Genomic DNA, 26,612 nt, shown 5'->3' with positions numbered 1-26,612 from the left:
TATTTCGTTGCTTTTTAGGGGCAGATTTAGCAGGTTTTTTGTTGTATACAAAAAAATTTTTTACAAAACCATCCCCGGTTTCGCACCACCAAAACTACAAATTTTTCTAGCCCTAAAGCTATACAAAATCTACCCGCGTAAGATCGCTGGCAACTACGCCTCTGAGAGTAGCAAGAATTTCCCCAGTAACGGGGATAGTAATTAAAGCTCCGTCACCCGCTTGGGTTACTCTAATTTGAGGAAAAGTTAGACCCCGCGACAGTGTAATTAAATCTTGACTATCTTGAAAATCTAAAATCACATCTGCTCCGCCGCCGGATTCCAATACAAAGCGATCGCGCCCGGCGCCACCAATTAAAAAATCGTTGCCAAACTCGCCGGAAACCAAATCGTTTCCGTCGCCACCGTCCAAATAATCGTTATCTCTGCCGCCGTACAAGAAATCGTCGCCATCACCACCGATGATGCTGTCATTACCTCGATTGCCTCTGAGAGTATCGTTACCGCCGTTGCCGGTAACTGTATCCTCTCCTGGGCCCCCCGTAGCAGTATTGTTGCGAGCGTCGCCTGATAAATAATTCGGTTGTAAGGGAGCTAAACCGTATTGCATTTGTCTGATTAACTGCACAAAAGAAAATTCTGGTGCTGTTCTCACACTCTCTGCACCGCCTCTGGTTCTGATGGCTACTGACACATTGGGCAGGGCCAAATTCATCGCAGCGATAAACTCGTTAAAATCTGAATCGTTGTTATAAGTAAATTCAGGGCTGTTTAATTGTTCTACGGAAATTTGCCTCTGCAAAAAACCCACGGGCGGAGTAGTTAACAAATTTTCAGTTCGATGTTTTGCCAAAACAGTTAAGGGATTAATACTCGGATCTGTAAAACTTTGGATAAATACTTTACCCGGGATAAATGCTTCGCCAAACAAGCTGACTACATCTCCGCTGGCAAGGTAGTGAGTGACATTTTTGTTGCCGACTCTGCCGAGATTTCTCCGAAAAGTGTTGAATGTACTCGCTGATACTCCCGGAGAGTTGAAAGTAAAGATATCGCCGATCAGAGATGTGTATTCGGTTGCTACAATTTGAGCGACGGCTCCGCCCCAACTGTGCCCGATGACATCGGGCAATAATTTGCTGGGGTTTTTACCAGTATTTTGACCGATTTCTGTGAGCCAATTTTGGATATTATCTTTGTTCTTTTCAAATTCAGGTACACCAATGTCCCGCGAGTCGGAAAAGATAGCGTCGCCGTCGATGAAGTCTGTACCTTTAAATACGAGGGCGGGCGGGTTTTCGGGATTGGATGAACCGAACCCGATCGCATAAAAGTTGGTTTCGGGGTCGTCGAATATGCGATCGATATAGTAGCCATTAGTATCTAGGAAAGTCGAAACTTCATTTTGCGCGCTCGGCTTTTGATTCAAAAAAACAATTGATTTAGCTAGAGCTTCATAAACAGCAGGCGAGGCACTCATAATATTATATTTTCTGTTTGTTGGTATTGGCGGCGATCGCTCCGGCTTGAGCTAAGTGTCCAATCAACCATTATAGCTGACAAGATTTGTATGGTACACTTGATAATATCAACTCAATAATCAAGTTTTTGCAGTTATGGCAATCATTCGTCAATACATTGCTCCATTTATAGCGGTATTAGTATTTTTCGCGGCTCTGGTAGCAGTCAGTGCTCGCATCTTTTTGCCTGGTGACATGGCTGCCCCGGCACCGATTGAGGAAGCGATCCCCCAAAAGCAAGCGGCAGTAGTGAACCCAATTTTCTTGGGGCTAAATTATTCCGCTTTCCGTGTCCGCTGAGTTGATGTCTGCTCAACTAATACCGGGCTACTGGCTGCGATCGGGATCGGGACTCGATCGAGCAAAACTGGTAAAGTTTATGCACCGGACATACCAAGAGCTTTACCCGGAGCGGGAATTGGGACATTTGGCTCAAACTGTCGAGCAGTATTTTTCTAACCAGACGCCGGTTTGGTGGGTAGAGTGCCAGAAAAACACCCAGGAAGAGGCAGAAATTTTGCCGGCGCTTCCCTCGCAGTATCTCAATCCCCAATCTCAAGCCCAAAATCTGACATCGGTTGTCGGATGTTTGTGGTTGGGAAATGCGATCGACCAAACCACCGGAGAACGCTACGCTCACATTTTTTTGCTGTACGTAGCACCGGAACATCGCCGTCTAGGAGTCGGTGCAGCTTTAGTTATTCATGCTGAAAATTGGGCGCGGGAAAGGGGCGATCTGCAAATTGGTTTGCAAGTATTTCTGAGCAATCAGCCGGCGGTGAATCTCTATCAAAAATTAGGCTATCAAAGTCATTCCGTCTCGATGCTCAAGTCTCTTTGAAAAATAAATTCTACTGGTTTGGAATCAGGGCTAAAGTCCTGATTCATCCAAATTATGAGGACTGAATTCCTCACTACCAACTTAAGTAAAAGCAGAGATATTCGTTTGTAGTAACTCATATGTTGCACCATTCTCAATTAGCCTTTTATGAACAGGCTTTTCGGGCTGTTCCACAAAAGATAAATTTTCTTCTTGTGGAACAGGCCGGAAAGCCTGTTGCTGACAATGGTGCAATATCGCGCGCACCCTACAATTATTGACTGCTGACTGGTGACTGCTGACTGAGTTGCTTAGGAGCATCCTCTGTGCGGTAAAGTTTTTTTATGAACAATAACGACTACTCCAACGCCCTTGATACTGACACGGAACTGGAAAGCCCTTTGGATCAATTTGACGAATCCGAACCCCCGCTGCCAGATCCAGAGGAAATGCTGCCAATGCTTGCATCCCCGGAACCTCAGCACCGGATGATTGCGGCGCGGGCTTTTTGCGAACTGCAGGACGATCGAGCAATTTCGCATTTAATTAATTTATTGAGAGACGGTTGCCCCTTGGTGCGGGTAAGCGCGGCTTATGCTTTGGGGCGAAATCCGAGTCCCGATGCTGTGGAACCGCTGATTCTTCAGCTTAACCGCGACTGGAACGGTTACGTTCGCAAAGGGGTAGTTTGGGCCTTGGGAAATTGCAGGGACCACCGCGCTTTGCCATCTTTAATTGATTCTCTGAAAACTGATATTTCGGCGGTGCGTTTGTGGGCGGCGAGTTCTCTGGGTCAAATGGCAAAAGTTGGTTACTATGTGGTGATTGCGGCGATTCCGCCGTTGATTGAAGCGCTGCGGGGAGATGCTGTGTCTGCTGTGCGAAGTAATTCCGCTTGGGCGATCGGGCAACTGGCGCGAGAATTGCCGAATAATATAGTGTACGCTGGGGCGATCGATGGTCTAATTGAAGCTTTAGAAGAAGATGAAGACATGGGCGTGCGGGAAGATGCTAAATCTTCACTTTTGCGAGTTGGCGACCCGCGCGGATTGCAGATAATTGAAGATTTAGAAATGGAAGGAATTTTGTGATATAATTATCACATTGAAACACCATTTACTAATTATCAATTATGAATTTCATCAACCCTAAGACAGATTTTGGTTTCAAAAAAATCTTTGCTTCGCCCCAGAGCAAAGAAGTTTTGATTAGCTTCCTCAATGCTATGCTCTACAACGCAGAGCCGACAATTAAAGACTTAGAAATCATCGATCCCTACGCCGCGCCTAGCGTTACTGGATTAAAAGACACTTACCTGGATGTCAAAGCAAAAATTACGGGCAACAAAACTGTAATTATCGAAATGCAGGTCATCAATGTAGAAGCTTTTACTAAGCGCGTCATATATAATGCAGCCAAAACCTACGCCACTCAACTCAAACGCAGAGAAGGCTACTCAAAATTAAATCCTCTCATTGCTCTCACAATTACGGATTTTATCCTGTTTGAAAATACCGAAAAGTTTCTCTCACATTTTGTATTTAAAGAAGTCGAAGAAAACTTCGAGTATTATAGAGAAATAGAGTTAGTTTTTGTTGAACTACCAAAGTTTAACAAAAAATTAGAACAAGTTGAAAATCTGATTCAAAGCTGGATTTATTTTATAAAAAATGCTCCTGAACTGGAGGAAATACCGGATAAATTGGCGTCAGTACCCGAAATTCAAACAGCTTTTAACATTGCTAACAGGTCTACCTTAAACCTTGACGAGTTAGCATCATTAGAAAAGCGGGAAATGTTCTTTGAAGACCAACGCGGTGCTGTTATTAAGGGGATGCAAGAAGGTCGCCAAGAAGGTCGCCAAGAAGGTCTAATTGAGGGGCAAACAGCATTAATTCTGCGTCAAATCGCGCGGCGCACTGGCGAAATCCCACCAGAAGTTCAAACTCGCATCCAGCAGTTATCTCTCGAACAATTAGATGATTTAGGAGAAATCTTGTTAGATTTTACCAGTCAAGAGGATTTGATAGCTTGGCTGGAATCCGTGTCAGCATGAATTTATAAATTTTGCACTTCTGATACTAAATCCGGCTTTAATACCCCTTCATTCTTTATTCGCCGCAGGCGGACGGTGTTTGTGTACTAGCGGTTTCAACCGCCGAGTTTCTAATCTAATAAGTCAGGTTCCCGACGCACTATCATGTCATAAAGCGGTTGAAAGCTAAACCATCCCATGCGGTGAGACCCTACTTGCTGCTGTGTTAAACGCGCACATTCTGGCTTGATGAGAATTGGTTTTCCCGCTGCTTCGGCCATTAACTGCGCTTGACAAGAACGTTCCATTGCAATAAACCACCAAGCCGCTTCATCTACTGTTTGACCTACTGTTAACAGTCCGTGATTTTGTAAAATAATCGCTTTTTTCTCACCTAAAGTTTTGGCGATGCGTTTAGCTTCTTCGATTTCCAAAACAACTCCGGTGTAATCGTCAAATAAACTTTGGTCTTCATAAAAAGAACAAGCATCTTGCGTCAGCGGGTCAAGCAGGCGGCCCAAACTCGACCAACTTTTGCCGTAGGGAGAATGAGCGTGGGCTGCTGCAATTACGTCGGGGCGGGCGCTGTGCACTTGGGAATGAATGGCAAATGCTGCTTCGTTTACGGGTTTATTTCCTTCAACAACTTCGCCTTTGTGGTTGACTAAAATTAGGTCGCTGACTCGAATTAAACTAAAGTGCATTCCAAAAGAATTAACCCAGAAATGGTCTAGGTGTTCGGGGTCGCGGACGGTGATGTGTCCGGCAATTCCTTCGCTGAATCCGAAGCGGGCAAATAATCGGAATGCGGCGGCTAAACGCTGTTTGCGGTGGCGGCGTTCTTCTTCAACTGAGTTGAATGTTGGGGGTTGAATGGTGACTTTGGGGATTTTTATTGCAACCATAGATTTGGGAATTGGGAATTGGGAATTGGGAATTGGGCATTGTTGACTGTTGACTGTTGACTGTTAACTGTTAACCGTTAACTAATGACTACTGACTAATGACTACTGACTACTGCCAACTGACTACTGCCAACTGACTACTGACTACTGACTACTGACTTTATCTTCGCTGAGACGCAAGCCTGCGATGTTTTTGCAGTCAAAGGTGGCGTTGTTGCCGGGGCGACGCTCGATTAATTCGATGATTTGTCCGGCGGGGTTTTGCAGAAACCACTGGGTTAATGAGCCGTAGTCTAGAGGACGCTCTGATAGCGGTTTAAAGTTTTTATTTTGCCATATTTTAGCAGCATTCTGCACGTTTTCGACTCGAAGCGCGACGTGGTGAACTGCTTCTAATCCTCTTTCTTGCTGGAAGCGGTTTTTTTGGTCGCCCGCTGCGTGGGGCGCATCTAATACTACTAAGCCGCCCGCTGGCATTAATAAGGTCATTAAATGCAGCCACAAATCGGAGGGAACGTTAATGTTTCCCGAACAAAAGTTAATTGGGAACAAGTCTGGGCCTTCAACTGTTTTGGCGTCGAAGGGGCGGAAAGATGCGGCGTAGTTTTCGAGTTCGGTTCGGCTGGGAAATGTGATGACAAAGTGGTCGATCGCAACTTGTTCGTCGTACAGGTGTGTTTCAAACGTCCAGGTTGTTAAAAATTCGGGAGTGATAAATTTGGGGTTGAATTCCAGCAAGCCATTTTTTTCGATGAAAGGTGAGTCAAGATGGCCCTCAAGGTTGCGATCGAACTTTAGGGTTTGTAGATTCAAGTTTTTCATGTATCTCACCCGATGTTAACTTCGCAAAACTGCGAATTTTGTCTACAAGCTGAAGTTGACACACATTTGGTGCGCCTTCATTCAAAAATAACACAAAATTTAATACAGGCAAGCCGATCGCGCGCTCGCAACTCCCAAACCTTTATAGAGCAAGTATTCCCCAATCTAAAATCGTATCATTTGCCGATCGCGTTCCCCGCCAACCACGCCGTAGTCCAGGCACTTTGGAAATTAAAACCGCCCGTCACGCCGTCGATATCCAAGATTTCGCCAGCAAAGAAAAGTCCGGGACAGCGGCGGCTTTCCATTGTCTTGAAATCGACTTCTTTGAGGTTGACACCGCCGCAGGTGACGAACTCTTCCTTAAATGCGCCTTTTCCGGCAATCTGATATTCGCCTTGAACGAGTTCTAGCAGGAGGCGATCGAGGATTTTGTTAGATAAGTCGGCCCAGCGTTTTTGCTCGTCAATGCCGATCGAACTGGTCAAACGTTCCCAGAGGCGGCGCGGCACCGGAAACGGACAGCTAGAGACAATCAATCGGTGCGACAACTGCGACTTCACCGCTAGCAGTTGCTGCCGCAAAACTTCCGCATTGTACTGGGGAAGCCAATTAATCAGCACAGATGTTTTATAATGGCGATCGTGCAAAAATCTCGCACCCCAAGCCGAAAGTTTGAGTACAGCAGGCCCACTTAAACCCCAGTGAGTAATTAGCAAAGGCCCGCTTTGTTCTAATTTAGCCCCCGGCAATTTCACCTTAGCATTAGGAACAGAAATTCCGGCTAAATCTTTGATTCTGCTGTCGGAAATATTAAAAGTAAATAGAGAAGGAACAGGCAGTTCTACAGTATTACCTAACTCTTTTGCCCACTTATAACCCGAAGGATTGCTGCCTGTAGCGAGAAGAATGCGATCGCACTTAAAACTCTCCCCAGATTTCAACTCAATTTCAAATGTAGGGGCGGTGCCCCCGTGCCCGCCCTCCAATGTTAATTTCTTTACAGAAACTACTGCATCACCGGTGCGAATTTTCACGCCTGCATCCTCAGCAGCGCGGATCAAACAGTTAACAATTGTCCCCGAATCGTCTGTGGTCGGAAACATTCGCCCGTCTTCTTCGGTTTTCAACTTCACACCGTGACTGGCAAACCATTCAACAGTATCGCGCGGTTGAAATCGAGTAAAAGCACCGCGCAGAGCTTTTCCACCTCTGGGGTAATTCTGCACTAAAACGCCCGGATCAAAACAAGCGTGAGTAACGTTGCAGCGCCCGCCGCCAGAGATGCGAACTTTGGCCAGGAGTTGCCGGCCAGCTTCTAGTAAAGTGACGCGGGCCTGTGGGTAGGTTTTGGCACAGGTAATTGCACTAAAAAAACCTGCAGCACCACCGCCAATGACTGTAATTTTGAGCATTCGATCGGACAAATTTTTTCTCGCTTATTCTGGTTCAAAATCGGATTTTGCCGCCCCGCAAGTGGGACAAACCCAATCGTCGGGGATATCTTCAAAGGCAGTACCGGGATCTATGCCTCCGTCGGGGTCGCCTTCTGCTGGATCGTAGACGTAATTGCAAACTGTACAAACGTATTTTTGCATTTGCTTAACTCAATTTTATATCGTAAGCCTATAGATTGTACTTGACAACGCAACCTAGTGCAATACCACTTTCAAAAACTCATGAGACTTTCAGCCATTCCCCAATGATTAAAAATTAAGTTTTTCACAATTATAAAATCTCAAATCTCAAATCTCAAATCGTAAAAGCCTCCAGAACCGCAGTTCTAGAGGCTTGATTGTATTTTTTATTAGTTTGCTGCGATTGCAAGACTAGACTTTGGCTAAAGGCTTCGTCCAAACGCCGTTTTCATCTTCTTCGTACTGCTGGTGAATGGCGTTCCAAGCGGTGTGTTCGGCTTGTATCGAGTCGTTGCTTTCATCAAATGCGGCGTTGTAGGATTCCATAAAGGTTTTTTGAGCTGCTTCCGACAGGTGCGATCGCACTTCTGGAGACAAATCTGCCGGACTATTGCAGCGACCTTTGACGGCGCGCGGCAGCGTCATCTCGCTAACTGAAACTTCTTCGCCACCTGCACTTTCTAGCAAGAGTTGAAATTCGCCCGATTTATCTGCGGGAACTTCTGCCATCACGAGAAATTCGCCTGCTTCAACGCGGGTTTGATAGATAGTTGCTTTGTCTTCGGGCATTCCCAAAGCGACTAAAGCGGAAACTAGACCCGCACCGGCCGAACCTGCGATCGCGCCGCTAGCAGCACCCAACAGTACCGCACCCAGCGGGCCCGCCGAGACTACTGCACCGACAAAGGGAATAAACAGCACGCCGACGCCTGTTAGCAAACCCAAAAAAGAACCGAATAAGGAACCAAAAATCGCCCCGCTTCGCAGACCGCCTAAAATTACATCTTTTTTAGTAATAAAGCCGGCAATTTTAGTTTTAGACTGAAAGTTTTTTCCCATTACTGAGATGTGGTCGCGGGAAACTCCGCGATCGAGCAAGCGCCGAATTACGCCGTCTAATTGTTCTTCTTCCTTAAATACGGCTGAAACTGTGCGTTCGGCTAAATATTCCTCTGTCATTGTTCCTCCTTGATGGTTTTTCGATTAGTTATGCTGGTTTTCAGTATAGGAGGACACCGCAGGGCGATCGCATCAACCGCGAGATAGAGGTCGATGCGATCGGACATAGTTTGAGGCTCTATCAAAAGAGTTAAGCAAGTTTTTAAGGGCGATCGCTCATCTATTACCAATAGTTATTCATCTCTAATATAATTCCCCAAATATTCCAGTTGATTTATCATTTCCTCGGCTGACTTAGCCGCCATTAGATTCAATATTCCCCGCCACTGAGCGCCTACTGAGTAATTTTGTCTAGGTACAACAATAATTCCTGAATGAGTTCTTTTTTGTTCAGCAAAAGTTCTGTGCAAACGGCAGAAATCTCCCATGTTAGAACTGTAAATGACGCGCCCTTGCTCAGTTGCCCAGATTAGCTGCTCCTCATCTGAAGAGCTAAGTTTATTCGCGTCTGAGGTAGTCATCACCTCTACAGCAGAATTACGCAAAGATTCTACCAACGAAAGGTTGCCAGAATCTTCATCAATATAGAGACGAATTTGACTCACGATAACTTACCTGCCATGTATTCAGCTTCCCAATACTTGCACTCTTCGTAGTACGCTGCTATCTCCGCCTCAACTTCATCTTTATTAGCGTGATAATAAGCCAAGCCTGCATAAATTTGTGCTAAGGTCAAATGCGGAAATTCTTCAGCAATTTTTTCAGGAGTCATTCCTGCTTTGTAGTCAATTGCTATGCTCCGAACGGACATTCTTGTACCTGCGATGCGGGGGAGGCCGCCGCAAGTTCCCGGCGTGCGGACAATTAGCGTTCCAATATCAACGGCAGTTGTCATATTTACCTCGATTGAGTTAACTTTATTCTATTGTAACGCAGCTTCATTTCTACCCGATCGCATTTATCAAGGTTAATCAATGCCACTAGCACCCCTGTTTCCTGTCGTTCATCCCATCCTCAAATCTGCTTTTCCCAGATGTCTGTGGACGGGAGATATCAACAGCCGAGAAATTGCTCTCACATTTGACGACGGGCCGCACCGTCAGCACACACCTCAACTGTTAAAAGTTTTAGACAAATACGACATAAAAGCTAGTTTTTTCTGGCTAGGCTTTTGCGTGGACAGGCATCCCGAAACGGCTAAAGAAGTGTACGATCGCGGACACTGGATCGGCCTCCACGGCTATCAGCATATATCGTTTCCCAAACTCAAAACCCACGAACTAAAACAAAGTTTAGAAGACACGCAGAAAGCAATTGCCAAAGCTTGCGATTTAGACCCAAAATTAATCCTGGACGTGCGGCCACCCAACGGCATTTTTACGCCGCGAACATTAGAGTTATTGCAACAGTGGGAATATCGCCCTGTAATGTGGAGTGTCGTCCCGGAAGATTGGGTGCGACCGGGGGTTAAGAAAGTTATTAGTCGCATCGTGCAGCAAACTGAAAACGGATCTATTATTGTACTGCACGACGGCTATTGCGGCGGCGAAGATGTTGCAGATTCGGCGGATAAAATAATTCCATTGCTTTTGTATAAAGGTTACAAATTCGTGACAGTCGATCGACTGTGGGAACAGGCTAACATTCAAATAACAGGAAATTAAATCCATGAAAAAAATACAGTTTATTGCATCTCTTTGTTTGGTAAGTGCCGGATGGGCGATCGAGCTTTCTCCTGCTTCCCTAAGTGCTGAAACTCCACTTCTAGTGCAGCAGCCATCCAGGGGTGTATCCGCGCCTGCCCCCAACCCGAAAACCCCGCAAGTGGTACTGCTAAATCCGGGAGTAGAACCCCGACAGCAACTGCGTTTAAAACCAGCTATCGATGTCAAAGAAACAACTGTTATGACCGTAAAAATGGATATGGAAATATCCGCATTGGGTCGGTCTTCGCCTGTGGCTAAAAGTCCAGTATCGGTGATGACTTTCGAGACAAAAGTCACTAAAATTGAGCCCAACGGCGATATTCACTACGAGTTTGCTTATACTAACGCAGATATCACAGGCGATACTGGAAATACCCCGCCAGCCGCCAGAGATGCCATGCGTTCCGCACTCAAAAGCATGGTCGGAATGAAAGGCTCTTTCATCATGGACAATCGCGGTTTTAATAAAGGAGGTGACATTATTTTGCCCGAAAAAGCGGACAACAACCTCAAACAAATGGTTGGACAAATGTCTAAGTCTCTAGAGCAACTTGCCTCGCCGCTGCCTGCCGAAGCAGTAGGAAAAGGAGCCAAATGGCGCGTTTATTCTTCCTCTGATTTCGGCATGAATGTGAATAACATTGCTACCTATGAATTGGCTAGTTGGCAAGATGGAGTTGCCTCTCTGAATGTAAGTATAGAGCAGCAAGCAAACCCTCAAAATATTACCTCTCCCCAACTGCCTCCGGGAACTACCTTAACCCTAAAATATTTTGCTTCTCAGGGTCGGGGAGCAGCCACAAGGCGCTTGGATAGATTAATGCCTTTTCGGTCTACTGAGTCTGTTAGTTCAAATAGCGAAATGAGTGCTAAAAATGCTGGCAGTTCTCAAGAATTAACAATCACAACAAAAATGGCGATGGAGATGACTTTAGAGTCGAAGTAAGCTTTATTATAGGAACTCGAAAAATTAGGGACACGGCACTGCCGTGTCCTTAGTCGCCGGTAAAATTTTAATAAATGGTATTAAATCCGGTTAATATACCTGATATTATATAAATTTTCCGAAAGTTTCGATCGCCAATTTGTAAGTAGAGGAGTCTGTTCTATGATTCGATCGCACAGATGGCAAGCTATCATCGGTTTACTGGTAGCCCTGGGGATAATCATCGGGAATTTAATGTTTCCGGGTCTGAATGTAGCGCCGGCATTTGCTCAACCCAAATTTAAGGATGTTAACGACCATTGGGCGCAAGCTTGCATAGAGGAGTTAGCACAGAAAAAAATTATTAGTGGCTACTACGAAGACGGCACTTTTCGCCCGAATCGCCCCGTCAGCCGCGCTGAGTTTGCGGCGATGGTTCGCATGGCTTTTCCCGATGCCAAAACCGTCCGCGCTCCGATCGACTTTGCAGATATTCCTACAAATTACTGGGGTTTTAAAGCAATTCGAGAAGCTTATCAGACGGGTTTTATGTCTGGATACAGTGGCAGTATCTTTAACCCCACTTTGAATATTACCCGCTGGCAGGCTTTGGTAGCTTTAAGCAGCGGCTTGAAATATACACCTACGGGGCCTGCGGCTGAGATTTTGGATGCGACTTTTGAGGATGCGCGGGATATTCCCGAACTGGCCAGAAGTGCGATCGCCGCCGCCACAGAAAAACAACTTGTGGTCAATTATCCTGCTGTTAAACAGCTAGAACCTACTCGGAATGTTACTCGCGCCGAAGTCGCAACTTTTTTCTGTCAGGCGATCGCCAAACCCGGCCGAACTGCCTTAGTTCCTGCCGAATATATCGCCCAAATTCCGGCGAATATCGGCCCGCCGAGAACAACAGAAATCTCAGAAGCGGGGAAAGTTCGGGCGGAAGTTTCTTTCGTAAAAGAAGCAGAAAATGCTAAAAATCTCCGCATCAGAATTATCCGCGACGGTAAAAGTTTATTAGAAGAACCAGTGCTGATTCCGACTCGTTCTCTAGTAGATAACCCCGACCAAAGAGCCAGCGAAGGAATATCAGAAGGACGTTTTTTATCGCTACGAATCCGTGATTTAGACGGCGACAAGGAACCGGAAGTGCTGGCAGATTTAGTGTCAACCAAAAGCGGCGTCCGCTGCTGCAATTATTCGTTTATTTACCGCTACGACTCGGCAACTAACAAATACACTCATATCAAGCATTTCTGGGGCAATGTGAGTTACGAAATAGTCGATTTTGGCAAAAATGATATCCCAGAGTTTAAGAGTCAGGACGGCAGATTTTCCGAGGCATTTACAAATTACGCTGATTCTCGCTTTCCGTTGCAAATTTGGCAGTACCGCCAAGGTAAAATGCAAAATGTTAGCAAAGAGTATCCGGTGGAAGTATACACGAATTCTGCTGAGCTTTGGCTGGAATCTAACAAGCGTTTGAGTGAAAATGGGGAGGTGAAAGGGGTTTTGGCTGCCTTCATGGCGAACAAGTATGTCATGGGCCAGGAGGCGGAAGGTTGGCAGTTGTTGGAGAGGGTTTATCAAGGACGCGATCGCTCTCAATTCTTCGGGAAGTTGCGGGAGTTTTTGGTAAGTACGGGTTATGCTAGTAAGTAGATTGGCAGGTTTTTAACCGCAGATTAAAGCGGATTAACGCTGATAATATCTGTAGGGGCGGGTTTTACGAATAATATCTAATTCCTACTAACAATATTACTAAACCCGCCCCCATACAACAGATAACCCACGTCAACTATTCATCAAATTAATCGTCACATATTAATTTGTTTAAATAAAGTAAATTACTAACAACTTGTGAAGAAATACCAAAAATAGTTGCTTTTTGAAGCGCCAAGCTAAAATAAATATAAAAGCTCATAAATTTAATCACTGAAAATGGTATATCCATCTGCACCTTGGAATCTGCAAGGTTATGCTGTTGAGACTTTACAATTGGTAGATGTGGCACGAGTGCGCCCCTTGGTTCCCTCTGAGTTAGAAATTGTCTCTTTATTGCCAGGAAAAACCCTAGGTGGCATTTATATATCGTCCTACGGGTTGGGTTCGGTGATGGAGTACAATGAGTTAATTGTAGTGAGCGCGATCGCCAATTATGCAGGAAAATGGGGCGCTTGGATTTCCCATATTTACGTAGACAATCCTAACTCGGTAGCCGGCGGGCGCGAAATTTGGGGACTTCCTAAAGAATTAGCTCAATTTAGTTGGGAAGGTAGCGATTCGGTAAAGGCAGCACCGCTAGGCTACCGCGTCACAGTTAGCCAAGGAAACCGTCAACTGTGCAGCCTCAATTACAGCCAGCAAAGCTTAGCCTTACCGCTGCCTTTTAGCGGAAATGTTTTCAGCGCTGACAGCAGCAATTTGCTGTTGTTTAAAGGAGGATTAGAGTCTCGCATCGGTTTGATTAAAGGCGAATTAGAAGTGGCAGAAGAAAGTCCTTTTGCCAGTTTAAACTTAGGTCAGCCCTTGCTAACATTTGCCTGCGAAGATATGCGTTTAACAGTCGCTGCGCCGGAAGTTGTGGGAAACAGAGCCGTTGAATTCAGTTATTAGCTGTAAAGTGCGGATCTTCGCCGTAAACCTAAAAAAACACAACAGCCAGAAACCCGGTTTCTTGAAGAAGCCTGGTTTCTGGCGCGGCGTATTAGTTTGAGCTACTTACTAATCTTTTTGAGAACTTAAGCTAATCCGCATTTAAATTGCATGGTAAAATAAATTTTCACTCTTGTGGGGTGGGCCGGAAAGCCCGCCCTCAACATACAATATAAATGCACACCAGCTTACGCATCAAACGGCGCAAAAAACCCGGTTTCTTCCTAGATGCGTCGTTACCACACCCAATATTCTCCGAGAAACCGGGTTGTTTTTCGTAAGTCCTATTTTTAAATGCCAGCCCCCGGAGCGGCTTCAGCACCCATTTCTAAAATTGTACCGCGAAGGAAATCAATTTGCTGCTGGAAGTCCATGCCCTCAATCTTTCCTAATAAAGATTTTCCTGCGTCGGGAAGTTGATAGTCTGGAGGGACAGGAATAATAGTTCCTTCGTCCATTCCTACTGCTAGAAAATACCAAAAAGCCAGTTTCGTTTCAGGGCTCATCGAGCCGTACATCCGGCTGATTTCGGTATTGGCTTTTGAGGCAATGTCGCGCATTACTTGTAGTTGTTCTTCGTGGGGCAGCGGCTTGACTTGCTCGAACAAACCCTGAGCGATTTCGGAACCGGAAGCACCGGGAGCCGCTGGCGTTATTGACTTGCCCATTTCGGTGTAAACAAACCACAGCAAACCTAATTGGTCGTCTACACTCAACTGCTTAATATCTGCTTTTCCTTGGTCGTAAGCACTGGTAGTAAAGGTCATTCAAGCCTCCAAAATAATATGTATTGCTCAGTTTTCTTATTTTTGAGAAAACTTTTGTTTGCTACTTAAGTTAAAGTACCTAATAAATAGTGATGCTAGAATCTTGCTTAAGACAGAGATGATCCCGGACATAAGTTCGGGGAGTAAATTCACCAAAGTTGGGAAAAAGTGCAACCAAAGGATGAGGAAAATTTGACAAGATTGTTGTTAGCGGCTCTCATGATTAGCATTGTTTAGCCGATCGCCGATCGCCTATAATCGCAACATACCTGTATTGAGGTGGCTGTTATGTCGATCGCAACTGCAAAACGCTTCACCATAGCGGAATATCATCGCCTCACAGAACTGGGGTTCTTTGGTGAGGACGATCGAGTTGAGTTAATCAAGGGAGAACTTGTGAAAATGGCAGCTAAAGGTACCGCTCACTCGGTTTGCGAGACACGCTTGGAACGCGAGTTATTTAAGCTGCTGGGAGAAAGGGCGACACTGCGGGGACAACAACCTATTATTCTGCCTGATGACAGCGAACCAGAACCCGATCGTGCGATCGTCCAAAATCGCCCTGACGACTATCTATCCTCTCACCCCTGTCCAGGGGATATACTGTTGCTGATTGAGATTGCAGATTCTTCTTTGAGTTACGACAAACAGGTTAAGCTCCCCCTTTATGCTGAAGCCGGAATCTCGAACTATTGGATATTTAATTTATTACAAACTTGCTTGGAATGTTACAGCGATCCGTATCAGAATGCCCCTGGCCAATTTGGTTATCGCAGGACGCTGATTTTTCTGCCCAACGAGTCTGTTAATCTGCCTTATTTTCACGACTTGGCGCTCGATTTATCGAGAGTATTTCCGCCAACTATAGAATCCTGAAGGACTCTGATATTATTCCAAAGAAAATAGGCTGGCAAAACGCCAGCCTAGAATCAGGAGAACTTTATTTCAAACTCGTTGAAAATCTAGCTAAACAAACCCGAAATCCCGTTAACTGCTATTGCTCCAGCCAAAGCCGAAACAACCACAGAAGTCAGAGCCGTACCGAACAGCCACCAAGCTGCTGCTGCTGCCGCTTCGCGCGCATCTTCTGCTTGCTGCTTGGTCTTTTTCTTGAGCTGTTTGATGCGTTTTTTGGCTTCATGTTGCAGGCGTTCCGATCGCAATAAAACGCTGTCCCTGGCTCCTTCCATTTGGTCAACAATTCGGTGAGCGTCAGTCTCGGAAATATCGGAACGAGAACTCAGCAGGGCAACTAAAGTACCGCGATCGAACTCACCTAAACGCTCTTTAATCGCATCAAATCCGGCCTGCGGGTCGTCAAACACTTTGCGTAAGTCCCGCTTGATGCCTTCGTAGTTGAGCTCTGGTCGATCGAGGGAATTGAGGTAATCCCGGATTTTGCCGAAAATACCATCCATTGCTGACTGAAACTTGTCCTGAACCATTTGAACTTGTTCGACAATTTGGTTGCGGACAGATTCAATTTGGTCGGCAATTTTGTTTGCTTCATCGAACGAGATATCTTCCCGCTGCGACAGCAATGCTACCAGAGTCGATCGATCGAAGTGCTTCAGGCGATCGCCCAAACTTTGCATCCCCATTCCCGGCTCACTAAACAGCAACTGCAAATCGCGTTTGATGCTTTCAGGATTGAGTTCTTCCTTGTCCGTATTCCGCAAGTAATTTTCCAAACTTCCTTGGAAATCGCGGACTGTTTTTTGAGCGCGAGAGGCCAAGCGGCGGGGCGATTTCACGATGCTGCGAATCGAATCTTGCACGCGATCGATCGTCCGATTGATCTGTTCTTCGCTCAAATCTTCCCGCTGCGACAGCAACTTGACTAAAGTTTCGCGATCGACCTGAGAAAGTCTGTCCCGAAGTGCCAAAGCACCCTCTTTCGGATTTTCAAACAATTTAGTCAAATCCCGATTGATGGCTTCTGGATCGAGTTCTTCCAGGTTTGTATTCCGCAGGTAATCGCCAATTTTTGCAGTAACTTCCTCGTACTGCTGCTTAGCTCTATCTGCAACTATTTGCGGCGCGTGGATAATGTTGTCGCGCACAGATTCGATTCGGTCGATCGTCTGATTGATCTGTTCTTCGCTGAGGTCTTGGCGCTGTGACAGCAACTGCACCAGCGTATCGCGGTCGAATTGAGATAAGCGTTCTCTCAGCGCTTTGAATCCGGCTTCCGGGTCGTTTAACAGCGTTTGAAACTCGCGCTCGATCGCTTCGGGATTGAGTTCTTCCTTATTAGTATTGCGGAGATAGTCTTCTACCTTTTGTCGCAATTCTTGCGCTTTCGATTGCGCTTGCTCTTGCAATTCTTGAGCTTTAGAAATCACGCGATCGCGCGAACCTTCGAGCCGCCCGATTAACTGATCGGCTTCCTCTGGACTGAAATCTTCCCGCTGACCCAGCAACTGCACCAAAGTATCGCGGTTAAACTGCGACAGGCGATCGCGCAAAGCCTCAAAACCAGCATCCCGATCTTCCAAAAGCGCTTGGAAATCCCGCTCGATACCTTCAGGATTCAATTCCTCCTTGCCGGTCGATCGCAAATAATTCTCAATCCGACTCCGCAAATCTTGAGACTGTTCTTCACCAGCAGCAGCTTGCACAATTTCCAACACTTCTTGTCGGACACCTTCAAGCTGTTCGGCAATTTCCGTCACCTGTTCAGGAGCAAACCCCTCACGGCGGCCCAGAATCCCTACAAAATAATCGGGATTAAACATTTCTAACTGACGCAAGACAGCCCCCGGAGAAGCTTCCGGGTCGTAAATCACATCCCTAAATTCCTGCTTGATTGTCTCCCGGTTGAGATGCCAAGGTTGGGCATTCATCAAGTAGTTTTCCACATCAGCCTTAGCTGTATTGAAAGGCAGCGCAGGCACTTTATCGCCCACCTGAGAAGCAAAAGATTTAGCTTTTTGAGTCCCTTGTGCTGTCAGTTGTTGCAACTGACCAGAGATTTTTTCAACATCCAAATCAGACAAATCCGTCCGCGACAAAACAGTGCCGACAAGAGCTTCGACACCCAACTGCATCGCTCGCTTCATTCCGCCTGAGCCCGAGCCCGATTTGTTTTCCCTACTTTCCAGAATTTGAGACAGCTTGGCGTTGAGTTCGTCAGACTTCAGCAAATCGGGAGCCGCAAACTTGAGAAAATCAACCAACTCTAAATTCGGGTCTTTCTGCTCTTGCTGCTTGCCGAAAGTTTGCTTCCAAACGCCTTCGAGTTGGTCAGCAACTTGAGTTATTTCCTCTTGAGAAAAGTCTGTGCGACTCTTAACTAAATCCACAAAAGTCTGGCGGTTAACATTCTTCAGAACGTCGCTTCCCGCAAGAGATTTGATATCTGCATCGCCCAGCAACTTTTCAAATTGACCGCGAATTTCCTTAACATCTAGTTTCGGTAACTGCAAAGAACCCACATAGTCTTGCAGTGTTTCGCGAATGCTATCCGGGTCTACCGCCGAACTCAATTCGCGGCGGACAGCAGCCACAGATGCCTCTACAGTATTGACCATTTGGTCGCTGGCCATCTTGCCGCCGATCGCAGCACCAGCAGTACCCATGAGCCCTTGAACGCCTGAAAAAGCAGTTTTTATCAAGGAACCGATCATGGAACCGACGGCGCTAGAACCGAGCCACACCAGGGTTAAAAAGTACGCAGCCCAGATGACCACACCAATAATTGCCGCTCCGTCTACGCTGGCAATTGAAGTTAGTTTGACTGCCAAAAAACAAGCCAAAAATAAAGCCAGGTTAACGGTGACTAAAATCCAACCCCCGACTAAACCTTCGATTTTCCGAACTTTCTTGCCTATACTTTCGGACTCATCATCATCATCGTCATCGTCGGGTAAAGCCTCGTCCCAATTTGATATCTTGGCGGCGATCGAGAAATTTGTTAACAGGAATTGGAAGCCGAAAGCCATAATGACTCCGGCGATTAAGGCCACGAAAAACTGAGGGCTTAAAAACATCAGCCCTCCGATATCGGGGTGGTCAAATGGCACATCTATTTCTACTGGCATTTGTACTGGCATTTCTACTGGCATTTGGCCCCTATCGAGTTTTGGAGTGTACAGCGACATTAATAACTCGCTTTGAAACATAATTTACCTCCTTAATTTTTATGCCTAACTCGGCATAGCGAAAATTGCCCCCAACTTTTTTCTAGGGGTGTTTGTAATCTTTAGATGAGGTTTTGTTTGGGTTCGGCTTTATCTTACGGAAGGCCTTATTAGTGACATTGGGATGAGTGGTAAATCAGTTCTATAGTGATCTCATCCTTACTGCTTATTATGGCTCTGGAAGCTAAAAAATAAATCCGTCTAAAGTCAGAAATTACTTTTTAAGGGATTGGTAGCAGCAGAGTTCGCATAAAACTGGCAAGTTTGAGGCGGGAGCAATCCCCACCAATTATCAATAGTAGTAAAGTGCGATGTGATGCACTCTACATATCGTAGAGTGCGCTACCGATTTAGGATTCCGTTGGATTTTCAGGCTCAAAACGAGCGAGTAATTCCCGGCGATCGAGCTGCATAATCAGTCGCGCGATCTCGATGGGTTCTAGTTGAATCAAAGGGTCGATTAGTTGGGATAATTCTTCATCAATCTCGCCAAAATACACTTCTAACATACTCTCAACTATCGGGCGTTTACTTTGCTGAATACCTTGCTGAATACCTTGCTGAATACCTTGCTGAATACCTTGCTGAATACCTTGCTCGATACCTCGTTGAGTTGCTTCTTCAAGTCGTTGTAAATAGAGTGGTGACAGTTCCATCATTAACTCCCGATTTTCTAGATATATAATAATAAATAGTAAAGTGATATTTAGCGCCCCCTACCTATCGTAGAGCGCGCTGCTGAGTTAGGATTCCGGTTGGTTTGTATCTTCAAAATGAGCTAGTAATTGAGAGCGATCGAGCTGCCTAATTAGTCGCGTGCGATCGAGGGGTTCTAGCTGAATCAAAGGCTCGATTATTTGGGCTAATTCTTCATCAATCTCGCCAAATTTTAGTTGTAGGAGACTCTCAACCATAAGGCGTTGAGCGCGCTGCATAGCTTGCTGCATACCTTGCTGAATACCTTGCTGCATACCTTGCTGGATACCTTGCTGAATACCTTGCTGGATACCTTGCTGGATACCTTGCTGGATACCGCGCTGAGTTGCATCTTCCAACCGTTGCAAGTAGAGGGGTGACAGTTCCATAATTAACTCCCGATCTTCTCGATCTATGTCTTGACGTACTTCTAATATCGTTCGCAAGTTGTACAACAATTCTAACGCATTCAACCGAAAGACATTATCTGAGGGTAACTCTCTCAATTCGGCAATAGCTTGCTTCTGCACGTTTCCCTTCCCTAAAACTCTCAGCCACAGGGTTTCTGGAGTCCGGGGGAGTTGGTGAATGGCAATAATCGCTGCTTTCAGAGATGGACCCATAAAATAAACTCCACTTACCCAATTTTCCGGTTCGGGAATCGCTCGAAATCCAGCTAATATCGTGTCGGAAACAGTCGGCGACAGTATCCAAAGTTGGGGCAAGTCTGCCTCTGCAATCCGGGTATTTTCTCTAGCTGCGGCGCGTTCAAATTCGCCGTGGATATCGAAGAGTTTGCCCAGACAACTGCGAATTTCTCCGATTTGGACGGGGCTGCGGAAGGGTTCAAATACAGCGGGTTTTACTGCAATTTGACCCAAAATGCCGAGGGCGGTTGCTTCGACTTCCGGTTCTGCTTTCGGGGCAAATAAAACGTCAACCTGCCTTACTTCTCCAGCAACATCCCGGCTGGTTTCTACATTACCGAGAGGGGTTAATAGTTCTTTCAGATACTGTTTGGCAAATTGATCATGAATAAATCTGGTCATGCGATTTTAGATTTTAGAGTGGGAATTAGTTACTGGATATGGGTTTGGCGCTTGCCTCAAGTTGCATTGTTTTTTGAATCCGGTCAATCCATTTTAGATTTTAGATTTTAGATTTTAGATTGAAGCATTGATCCCACGGATAAATACGTTCGGCAAGTTTCATCGGATACAGGTTTTTTATTTCTGGACGGATGAATCACGTGGCGGGTATCCTGGATGCTGTCGGTCATTAGAATGTAATTGCGCGTCATTCAACAAACATGATATCAGGTGCGCCGCAGCGTACCCTACGAATTTTTGCCGCAGCATTTACCCTCACAGTTGCGAATGCTGCGAATACAGCCGTACTCCTCGAAACGTTGACTGTGTTTGCGAACAGTAGGATAGGCCAGTAAATATAAGGGAATTCCGATTAGTTTGTAAAGCAATCGACCAGCAGCATGAACAATATCCCAAATTTCGCTTAAATTAGGTTCTCGAACAAATTCTCCTATTTCATCTTTTAAGGCAAGCCACTGAGATTGCACAGTAGGAGAGTGACAATTATCAAAGACTACCATACCTTTTTCATAGTTTTGCCAAATTTTATTCATATATTTAATCAAATCGGGCTTAGTTCTGATAATATCAGAAGTTGATCTAAAATTACACTCATCCGGTATTTTAAGGAAATCAGCCATGCGACTATCTCAAATGCTTTTTGTTACCCTGCGCGAAGACCCGGCAGAAGCAGAAATTCCTAGCCACAAACTATTACTCCGTGCCGGATACATCCGGCGCATCGGTAGCGGAATTTACGCTTATCTACCTTTAATGTGGCGAGTTCTCAAAAAAGTATCTCAAATTGTGCGCGAAGAAATGGACGCTACCGGCGCTCAAGAATGTCTCCTCCCGCAATTGCAACCGGCCGATTTGTGGCGGGAATCCGGCCGCTGGGACACCTACACTCAAGCTGAAGGTATTATGTTTGCCATGACAGATAGGCAGCAGCGAGAATTGGGACTGGGCCCAACTCACGAAGAAGTAATTACTACAATTGCTAAAGATATGATTCGTTCCTATCGGCAATTGCCTTTACATCTTTATCAAATTCAAACTAAGTTTCGCGATGAAATTCGCCCGCGTTTTGGGTTGATGCGCGGTCGCGAATTCATTATGAAAGATGGCTATTCTTTCCACACTAACGAAGAAAGTTTGAAAAAAACTTATCAGGATATGGCTCAAGCTTACAGCAATATGCTGCGACGATCGGGCTTGCAATTCCGAGCAGTAGATGCTGATTCTGGAGCAATTGGCGGCTCTGGTTCTCAAGAGTTTATGGTGTTGGCTGAAGCGGGAGAAGATGAAGTTCTTTATACTGAAGATGGTCAGTATGCAGCTAATGTGGAAAAGGCTGTATCGATGCCTGCTGATGTGGAACCGTCGCCCTTTGCAACGTTTGAAAAGCGGGAAACGCCGGGAACTGAAACAATTGATAAACTTTGCAAATTTTTGAAATGTTCTCCGACGCAAGTTGTCAAAAATGTGCTTTACCAAGCTGTTTACGACAATGGCATCACAGTCTTGGTATTGGTAAGCATTCGTGGCGACCAAGATGTTAATCAGGTAAAGTTGCTGAATGAATTGACGAAGTTAGCGGGAAATTATCAAGCTAAAACTGTTTTATTTCTGACTGTTCCCGATGCGGAAGCTCAGCGGAAATGGGCGGCTAAATCTTTACCTCTCGGTTATATGGCTCCGGATCTTGCTGATGATTATATCGCCTCCAACCCCCCCCAACCCCCCCTTACCAAGGGGGGGCAAGAAGACTCAAATCCCCCCCTTACCAAGGGGGGGCAAGAAGACTCAAATCCCCCCCTTACCAAGGGGGGGCAAGGGGGGGTTTCTCCCAAGTTTTTGCGTTTGGTCGATCGCACTGCAGTTGACCTGACCAACTTTGTCACTGGTTCAAACGAATCAGGATACCACGTGGTCGGGGCTAATTGGGATAAAGAATTTCCGCTACCAGCAACGGTTGTGGGTGTCAGAACAGCCAAAAAGGGCGATCGGGCAGTGCACAATCCCGAACAAACCTTGCAAAGCGCCAGAGGCATCGAAGTCGGCCACATCTTCCAATTAGGAACCAAATACTCCCAAGCAATGGGCGCTACCTACACCAGCGAACAAGGCGAAGAAATGCCCTTTATGATGGGCTGCTACGGCGTCGGCGTGTCGCGGCTAGCTCAATCGGCCGTAGAACAATCCTACGACAAAGACGGGATAATTTGGCCAGTGGCGATCGCCCCGTATCACGCCATAATTAGCATCCCCAATATTTCCGACGCCCAACAAGTAGAAGTCGCCGAAAAACTCTACGCAGAACTCAACCAATCTGGCATTGAAACCCTACTAGATGACCGCGACGAACGAGCCGGAGTTAAATTCAAAGATGCTGATTTAATCGGCATTCCCTATCGCATTGTTCCGGGTCGTTCGCTGAAAGCAGGAAAAGTTGAAGTCGTGGAAAGAGCAACTCACAAATCCCATGAAATTCTCATTGATGAAGTAAATTCTACTTTAAAACAGTGGATTGAAGCCGCCATCAACTAAGCCTTTATAATTGGTAAGGTGCGCGCACCGCGCACCTACATTTAGGCTCGCAATGTGCCCGGTGTACACCCTACATTGCGAGCCTCTTGGGAGCATCTCACTTTTTCAGCCCAGCTAGAAATTGGAGTTGGGAGGCAGGAGACAGGAGGAAAGAGTCAGAAAGAAGGAGCCAGAAGAAGTGTTTTTATAAATATGAGATTCTCCCCCCTCTTCCCCAGGGCTTTTCCATTCTTTGTAGGGGCAATCCCCCCGTGGTTGCCCCGATTGCTGAAACACCCATTCGATCGTTGGTAGAGGGGGTAGGCACGGGGGCACTACCCCTACAAAATGATGTTTTTGGTGAGAATGAAACAGCCCTGCCCTCTTCCTTCTTCCTTCTTCCTTCTTCCTTCTTCCTTCTTCCCTCTTCCTTGAGATGTGAAATTCCCTAAAACTTAAAACTCGGTATGAATCTGAACCTAAATCAGTTTCTGCGATTCCCTCAGTCCCGAATTGGGCGGTACTTAGCCCAAGTAACTGTCGTTGCTGTCGCTTACGCCGTGGGAGCGAGGCTAGCAATTTCAATTCAAGGTGTTAGTCCCTTTGCCGCCTCGGTGTGGCCACCCGCAGGAATTGCACAAGCTGGACTTTTATTGTTTGGGAGTAAAGTCTGGCCTGCCATAGTTTTGGGTACATTTTTGCTCAATTTGGTTAACCCAAATGAACAAATATTCGTGGTTTGGCTGGGAGGAAACGCCGGGGCGATTCTGCAAGCTGTTTTTGCAGTAACCGCCCTGAGCTGGTTCCGGTTTCGTCCCTCTATCGAGCGATTGAAAGATGTAATTAATTTAATTTTGTTTGGCGGTCTAATTGCTACTCAAATCAGTTGCACTATTGGCGCATTTTCTCTATATTTAGCTGGCAAAATAGAGTGGAGCGAATATTGGTCTACTCGATGGAATTGGTGGTTGGGAGACACAATGGGAGTTTTAATTATAACTCCCTTAATTTTAATATTAACTCGTCCTCAAGTAACCGCCGATCGTTTAAAAATACAAACAGAAACAAAGAAAAATTATTTAATTGAGCGAGGAGTATGGTTAATATTATTAATTTTGGTGAGCTGGCTGGTCTTTGAGTCGAAACAAGAAGCTTCTATTTCTCGTTATCCCCTGGAATATTTGCCGTTTCCTTTGATAATGTGGGCGGCGCTTCAATTCGGTCAGCGAGCCGCTGTCCTAGCATCGTTTATTGTCTCAATTATCGCAATTTTGGGCAGTTCTCATGGAGGGGGGCCCTTCACAGCTAAAGCTGACAATATTAATCAGGCTATCTTATTTTTGCAAGCTTTTATGGGTGTAATTACGATTACCTCGCTGTTATTGGCAGCGACAGTAGCTGAACGCACATCAGCAGAGTATTCTCTGCGGGAGAGCGAAATTAAGTATCGAGAATTGGTAGAAAATGCTAACAGTATTATTTTGAAAATGGATGCTGATGGCAATATTACTTTTTTTAACGAATTTGCCGAAAAATTCTTTGGTTACAAGGAGGAAGAAATTCTGGGGAAAAATGCCTTGGGAACCATTATTCCACAGACGGACATGGAAGGGAATAACTTAGAGTTGGTTTATAGTCAAATTTTACAAAATCCCGATCGCTTTACCAGCTATGAAAATGAAAATATCCGGCGCAGTGGCGATCGGGTTTGGGTATCTTGGGCAAATAAACCGCTGGTTGATGCAGCGGGCAAACTTTTGGGCATCCTCTGCATCGGGACAGATATCACCGATCGCCGAAAAGCTGAAATAGCGTTGCAAAAGCTTAATGAAAAGCTGGAAATCCGAGTTGAAGAACGGACAAATGCCCTGAAACAAAGCGAACTTCAGCTACAAAAACAGAAATCGGCATTAATTGATTTAGCCAAAAATAAAGCGCTGAATCAAGGCGACTTAACAAAAGCGCTTCAAGAAATAACTGAAACTGCTAGCCGTACTCTGGAAGTTGCCCGATCGAGCGTCTGGCTGTACGATCGCACTAAATCCAAGATCGAGTGCCTAGATTTGTTCGATCGCACTCTCAACCAGCACTCACACGGCTTGGAATTAGCAGCAGCAGACTATCCTGTCTATTTTCAAGCACTGCGAGAAGAACGCGCAATTGCTGCCTTTGACGCACAAAAAGATTTTAGAACTAGAGAATTTGCGGAATCTTACCTAATTCCGTTCGGCATCACTTCCATGCTAGATACGCCGATTCAAATAGGCGGAAAAACAGCAGGAGTTCTCTGTTTAGAACACGTAGGAATGCCCCGCTTTTGGACGATTGAAGAACAAAGTTTCGCTGTTTCTCTAGCAGACTCTGTAACTTTCGCAATGGAAGCGCGAGAACGCCAGCGGGCTGAAGAAGCGCTGCGGCAAGCTGAAGAAAAATACCGCAGCATTTTTGAAAATGCGATCGTCGGCATTTTTCAAACTACCCCAGATGGGCAATATCTCAGCGCCAATCCTGCTTTGCTTCGCATTTACGGTTACAGTTCACGCGAGGAATTGGTGGGTACACTAACTGATATTAGCCAACAACTTTATGTTGACCCCGAACGCCGGGCAGAAATTGTCCGCTTAATAGAAGAACAAGGCAAAGTATCGGATTTTGAATCTCAAATTTACCGCCGAGATGGCAGTATAATTTGGATTTCGGAAAATACTTATACCGTGCGCGATTCCTACGGAAATTTGCTTTATTACGAAGGTACTGTTCAAGATATCACAACTCGCAAACAAGCTGAAGCAGCTTTGCGCTTAGAACAAGAAAAATCTGACCGTCTCCTACTCAACATTTTACCGCAACCAATCGCCGATAGATTAAAACAAGACCAAAGCATCATCGCCGATACATTTTCCGAAGTAACAGTATTATTTGCAGATATAGTCGGTTTTACCCAAATTAGTTCCCAAATTTCTCCCCCCGAATTAGTTTCCTTGCTTAACGACATTTTTTCGACATTCGATCGCCTAGCAGAAAAGCACGGATTGGAAAAAATTAAGACCATTGGCGACGCTTACATGGTAGTAGGAGGGCTGCCCATGCCCCGCAGCGATCATGCAGAGGCGATCGCCCAAATGGCCCTCGATATGCAGCAGGCAATTACTAACTTCAGCAATCTCCACAATCAAGATTTTAGCATCAGAATTGGCATTAACACCGGCCCGGTTGTCGCCGGAGTAATCGGTATTAAAAAATTTATTTACGATTTATGGGGAGACACCGTTAACACCGCTTCCCGCATGGAATCCCACGGCAAGCCTGGGTGTATTCAAGTCACGTCTGCAATTTATGATATATTGCAGGACAAGTATGTATTTGAAAGTCGAGGCGCGATCGAAGTTAAAGGCAAAGGCGAGATGAACACTTATTTTCTTACCGGCATCAAGTTATAGCATCAGGAAGAATGAAGAAGGA

24 protein-coding genes and 1 pseudogene are annotated in these 26,612 nt (G+C 45.7%); 11 read left to right on the top strand and 14 right to left on the bottom strand.

Features of this window, described 5'->3' with window-relative positions; all coding sequences use genetic code 11:
* Positions 1-118: 118 nt before the first annotated feature.
* Positions 119-1,480, bottom strand: a complete 1,362-nt coding sequence (locus tag QUB10_RS10510) for a calcium-binding protein (protein WP_333201849.1) — start codon at positions 1,478-1,480, stop codon at positions 119-121.
* A gap of 136 nt (positions 1,481-1,616) precedes the next feature.
* Here QUB10_RS10510 and QUB10_RS10505 point away from each other — a divergent pair, with 136 nt between their 5' ends.
* The 4 genes from QUB10_RS10505 to QUB10_RS10490 all read left to right on the top strand — a co-directional run bounded on the left by QUB10_RS10505 (position 1,617) and on the right by QUB10_RS10490 (position 4,396).
* Positions 1,617-1,820, top strand: coding sequence for a hypothetical protein (locus QUB10_RS10505; protein ID WP_333201847.1), 204 nt, complete (start codon positions 1,617-1,619; stop codon positions 1,818-1,820).
* Positions 1,821-1,824: 4 nt separating this feature from the next.
* Positions 1,825-2,361 carry a GNAT family N-acetyltransferase gene (locus tag QUB10_RS10500; protein ID WP_333201845.1) on the top strand — a complete coding sequence of 179 codons (537 nt, stop codon included), beginning with the start codon at positions 1,825-1,827 and terminating at the stop codon, positions 2,359-2,361.
* A 323-nt stretch (positions 2,362-2,684) separates the two neighbouring features.
* On the top strand, positions 2,685-3,431 hold the full coding sequence (locus QUB10_RS10495; RefSeq protein ID WP_333201843.1) for a HEAT repeat domain-containing protein: 747 nt from the start codon (positions 2,685-2,687) through the stop codon (positions 3,429-3,431).
* Between the two features lie 41 nt (positions 3,432-3,472).
* A complete protein-coding gene (locus QUB10_RS10490; protein ID WP_333201841.1) occupies positions 3,473-4,396 on the top strand; it encodes an Rpn family recombination-promoting nuclease/putative transposase in 924 nt (307 codons plus the stop codon).
* A gap of 110 nt (positions 4,397-4,506) precedes the next feature.
* Here the strand turns inward: QUB10_RS10490 and QUB10_RS10485 are convergent, their stop codons facing one another.
* The 8 genes from QUB10_RS10485 to QUB10_RS10450 all read right to left on the bottom strand — a co-directional run bounded on the left by QUB10_RS10485 (position 4,507) and on the right by QUB10_RS10450 (position 9,534).
* Entirely contained in the window at positions 4,507-5,280 is a 774-nt protein-coding gene (locus tag QUB10_RS10485) for a class II aldolase/adducin family protein (protein ID WP_333201839.1), read from the bottom strand.
* A gap of 144 nt (positions 5,281-5,424) precedes the next feature.
* Positions 5,425-6,102 (bottom strand): hypothetical protein, encoded by a 678-nt coding sequence (locus QUB10_RS10480; protein ID WP_333201837.1) that lies wholly within the window; start codon positions 6,100-6,102, stop codon positions 5,425-5,427.
* Between the two features lie 176 nt (positions 6,103-6,278).
* Entirely contained in the window at positions 6,279-7,517 is a 1,239-nt protein-coding gene (locus QUB10_RS10475; RefSeq protein ID WP_333201835.1) for an NAD(P)/FAD-dependent oxidoreductase, read from the bottom strand.
* A 24-nt stretch (positions 7,518-7,541) separates the two neighbouring features.
* A complete protein-coding gene (gene rd / locus QUB10_RS10470) occupies positions 7,542-7,700 on the bottom strand; it encodes a rubredoxin (RefSeq protein ID WP_242724785.1) in 159 nt (52 codons plus the stop codon).
* Between the two features lie 231 nt (positions 7,701-7,931).
* The gene (locus tag QUB10_RS10465) at positions 7,932-8,699 is read right to left on the bottom strand and encodes a ChaB family protein (protein WP_333135748.1); all 768 of its coding nucleotides are present in this window, start codon (positions 8,697-8,699) and stop codon (positions 7,932-7,934) included.
* Positions 8,696-8,869: a hypothetical protein gene (locus QUB10_RS10460; protein WP_333201833.1), complete on the bottom strand. Its 174-nt coding sequence runs from the start codon at positions 8,867-8,869 to the stop codon at positions 8,696-8,698. Before QUB10_RS10460 ends, QUB10_RS10465 begins: the two co-directional genes overlap by 4 nt.
* 3 nt (positions 8,870-8,872) lie before the next feature.
* On the bottom strand, positions 8,873-9,244 hold the full coding sequence (locus QUB10_RS10455) for a DUF5615 family PIN-like protein (protein WP_333201831.1): 372 nt from the start codon (positions 9,242-9,244) through the stop codon (positions 8,873-8,875).
* Positions 9,241-9,534 carry a DUF433 domain-containing protein gene (locus QUB10_RS10450; RefSeq protein WP_333133391.1) on the bottom strand — a complete coding sequence of 98 codons (294 nt, stop codon included), beginning with the start codon at positions 9,532-9,534 and terminating at the stop codon, positions 9,241-9,243. The genes QUB10_RS10455 and QUB10_RS10450 overlap by 4 nt, the downstream gene beginning before the upstream one ends.
* A 79-nt stretch (positions 9,535-9,613) precedes the next feature.
* Here QUB10_RS10450 and QUB10_RS10445 point away from each other — a divergent pair, with 79 nt between their 5' ends.
* From QUB10_RS10445 to QUB10_RS10430, 4 genes are all read left to right on the top strand, one after another.
* On the top strand, positions 9,614-10,303 hold the full coding sequence (locus QUB10_RS10445) for a polysaccharide deacetylase family protein (RefSeq protein WP_333201829.1): 690 nt from the start codon (positions 9,614-9,616) through the stop codon (positions 10,301-10,303).
* 4 nt (positions 10,304-10,307) lie between these two features.
* A complete protein-coding gene (locus QUB10_RS10440; RefSeq protein WP_333201827.1) occupies positions 10,308-11,291 on the top strand; it encodes a DUF6263 family protein in 984 nt (327 codons plus the stop codon).
* A 162-nt stretch (positions 11,292-11,453) separates the two neighbouring features.
* A complete protein-coding gene (locus QUB10_RS10435) occupies positions 11,454-12,935 on the top strand; it encodes an S-layer homology domain-containing protein (RefSeq protein WP_333201825.1) in 1,482 nt (493 codons plus the stop codon).
* A gap of 279 nt (positions 12,936-13,214) precedes the next feature.
* Positions 13,215-13,889: an acetoacetate decarboxylase family protein gene (locus QUB10_RS10430; RefSeq protein ID WP_333201823.1), complete on the top strand. Its 675-nt coding sequence runs from the start codon at positions 13,215-13,217 to the stop codon at positions 13,887-13,889.
* Between the two features lie 329 nt (positions 13,890-14,218).
* On the opposite strand, the gene QUB10_RS10425 is transcribed toward QUB10_RS10430, so the two are convergent.
* Positions 14,219-14,695 carry an orange carotenoid protein N-terminal domain-containing protein gene (locus tag QUB10_RS10425; RefSeq protein WP_333201821.1) on the bottom strand — a complete coding sequence of 159 codons (477 nt, stop codon included), beginning with the start codon at positions 14,693-14,695 and terminating at the stop codon, positions 14,219-14,221.
* 288 nt (positions 14,696-14,983) lie between these two features.
* Between QUB10_RS10425 and QUB10_RS10420 the strand changes: the two genes are divergently transcribed.
* The gene (locus QUB10_RS10420) at positions 14,984-15,571 is read left to right on the top strand and encodes a Uma2 family endonuclease (protein WP_333201819.1); all 588 of its coding nucleotides are present in this window, start codon (positions 14,984-14,986) and stop codon (positions 15,569-15,571) included.
* A gap of 86 nt (positions 15,572-15,657) precedes the next feature.
* On the opposite strand, the gene QUB10_RS10415 is transcribed toward QUB10_RS10420, so the two are convergent.
* The 4 genes and pseudogenes from QUB10_RS10415 to QUB10_RS10400 form a co-directional block, all read right to left on the bottom strand.
* A complete protein-coding gene (locus QUB10_RS10415; protein WP_333201818.1) occupies positions 15,658-18,819 on the bottom strand; it encodes an MFS transporter in 3,162 nt (1,053 codons plus the stop codon).
* A gap of 368 nt (positions 18,820-19,187) precedes the next feature.
* Positions 19,188-19,511: pseudogene (locus tag QUB10_RS10410) on the bottom strand (hypothetical protein); the annotation flags it as partial.
* A gap of 69 nt (positions 19,512-19,580) precedes the next feature.
* The gene (locus tag QUB10_RS10405) at positions 19,581-20,582 is read right to left on the bottom strand and encodes a hypothetical protein (RefSeq protein WP_333201816.1); all 1,002 of its coding nucleotides are present in this window, start codon (positions 20,580-20,582) and stop codon (positions 19,581-19,583) included.
* Between the two features lie 287 nt (positions 20,583-20,869).
* Complete coding sequence (locus QUB10_RS10400) at positions 20,870-21,175, bottom strand: hypothetical protein (protein ID WP_333201814.1); 306 nt, start codon at positions 21,173-21,175, stop codon at positions 20,870-20,872.
* 85 nt (positions 21,176-21,260) lie between these two features.
* Here QUB10_RS10400 and proS point away from each other — a divergent pair, with 85 nt between their 5' ends.
* Together proS and QUB10_RS10390 are read left to right on the top strand one after the other, a co-directional pair.
* Entirely contained in the window at positions 21,261-23,171 is a 1,911-nt protein-coding gene (proS, locus tag QUB10_RS10395; protein ID WP_333201813.1) for a proline--tRNA ligase, read from the top strand.
* A 446-nt stretch (positions 23,172-23,617) separates the two neighbouring features.
* On the top strand, positions 23,618-26,590 hold the full coding sequence (locus QUB10_RS10390; protein WP_333201811.1) for an adenylate/guanylate cyclase domain-containing protein: 2,973 nt from the start codon (positions 23,618-23,620) through the stop codon (positions 26,588-26,590).
* The last annotated feature ends 22 nt before the right edge of the window (positions 26,591-26,612 follow it).

The organism is Microcoleus sp. B5-D4, from assembly GCF_036705145.1.
Lineage (GTDB): Bacteria > Cyanobacteriota > Cyanobacteriia > Cyanobacteriales > Microcoleaceae > Microcoleus.
The sequence above is the reverse complement of the archived record's forward strand: the minus strand, read 5'-3'. Positions and strand labels throughout refer to the sequence as shown.

Bases quoted from the DNA above. Each gene is read 5' to 3' on its own strand.
- QUB10_RS10475 (WP_333201835.1), bottom strand. From the start codon at position 7,517: ATGCTCAAAATTACAGTCATTGGCGGTGGTGCTGCAGGTTTTTTTAGT.
- QUB10_RS10485 (WP_333201839.1), bottom strand. From the start codon at position 5,280: ATGGTTGCAATAAAAATCCCCAAAGTCACCATTCAACCCCCAACATTC.
- QUB10_RS10390 (WP_333201811.1), top strand. From the start codon at position 23,618: ATGAATCTGAACCTAAATCAGTTTCTGCGATTCCCTCAGTCCCGAATT.
- proS (WP_333201813.1), top strand. From the start codon at position 21,261: ATGCGACTATCTCAAATGCTTTTTGTTACCCTGCGCGAAGACCCGGCA.
- QUB10_RS10425 (WP_333201821.1), bottom strand. From the start codon at position 14,695: ATGACCTTTACTACCAGTGCTTACGACCAAGGAAAAGCAGATATTAAG.
- QUB10_RS10500 (WP_333201845.1), top strand. From the start codon at position 1,825: ATGTCTGCTCAACTAATACCGGGCTACTGGCTGCGATCGGGATCGGGA.
- rd (WP_242724785.1), bottom strand. From the start codon at position 7,700: ATGCAAAAATACGTTTGTACAGTTTGCAATTACGTCTACGATCCAGCA.
- QUB10_RS10430 (WP_333201823.1), top strand. From the start codon at position 13,215: ATGGTATATCCATCTGCACCTTGGAATCTGCAAGGTTATGCTGTTGAG.
- QUB10_RS10435 (WP_333201825.1), top strand. From the start codon at position 11,454: ATGATTCGATCGCACAGATGGCAAGCTATCATCGGTTTACTGGTAGCC.
- QUB10_RS10420 (WP_333201819.1), top strand. From the start codon at position 14,984: ATGTCGATCGCAACTGCAAAACGCTTCACCATAGCGGAATATCATCGC.
- QUB10_RS10445 (WP_333201829.1), top strand. From the start codon at position 9,614: ATGCCACTAGCACCCCTGTTTCCTGTCGTTCATCCCATCCTCAAATCT.
- QUB10_RS10505 (WP_333201847.1), top strand. From the start codon at position 1,617: ATGGCAATCATTCGTCAATACATTGCTCCATTTATAGCGGTATTAGTA.
- QUB10_RS10490 (WP_333201841.1), top strand. From the start codon at position 3,473: ATGAATTTCATCAACCCTAAGACAGATTTTGGTTTCAAAAAAATCTTT.
- QUB10_RS10480 (WP_333201837.1), bottom strand. From the start codon at position 6,102: ATGAAAAACTTGAATCTACAAACCCTAAAGTTCGATCGCAACCTTGAG.
- QUB10_RS10450 (WP_333133391.1), bottom strand. From the start codon at position 9,534: ATGACAACTGCCGTTGATATTGGAACGCTAATTGTCCGCACGCCGGGA.
- QUB10_RS10405 (WP_333201816.1), bottom strand. From the start codon at position 20,582: ATGACCAGATTTATTCATGATCAATTTGCCAAACAGTATCTGAAAGAA.
- QUB10_RS10495 (WP_333201843.1), top strand. From the start codon at position 2,685: ATGAACAATAACGACTACTCCAACGCCCTTGATACTGACACGGAACTG.
- QUB10_RS10400 (WP_333201814.1), bottom strand. From the start codon at position 21,175: ATGAATAAAATTTGGCAAAACTATGAAAAAGGTATGGTAGTCTTTGAT.
- QUB10_RS10415 (WP_333201818.1), bottom strand. From the start codon at position 18,819: ATGTTTCAAAGCGAGTTATTAATGTCGCTGTACACTCCAAAACTCGAT.
- QUB10_RS10465 (WP_333135748.1), bottom strand. From the start codon at position 8,699: ATGACAGAGGAATATTTAGCCGAACGCACAGTTTCAGCCGTATTTAAG.
- QUB10_RS10510 (WP_333201849.1), bottom strand. From the start codon at position 1,480: ATGAGTGCCTCGCCTGCTGTTTATGAAGCTCTAGCTAAATCAATTGTT.
- QUB10_RS10440 (WP_333201827.1), top strand. From the start codon at position 10,308: ATGAAAAAAATACAGTTTATTGCATCTCTTTGTTTGGTAAGTGCCGGA.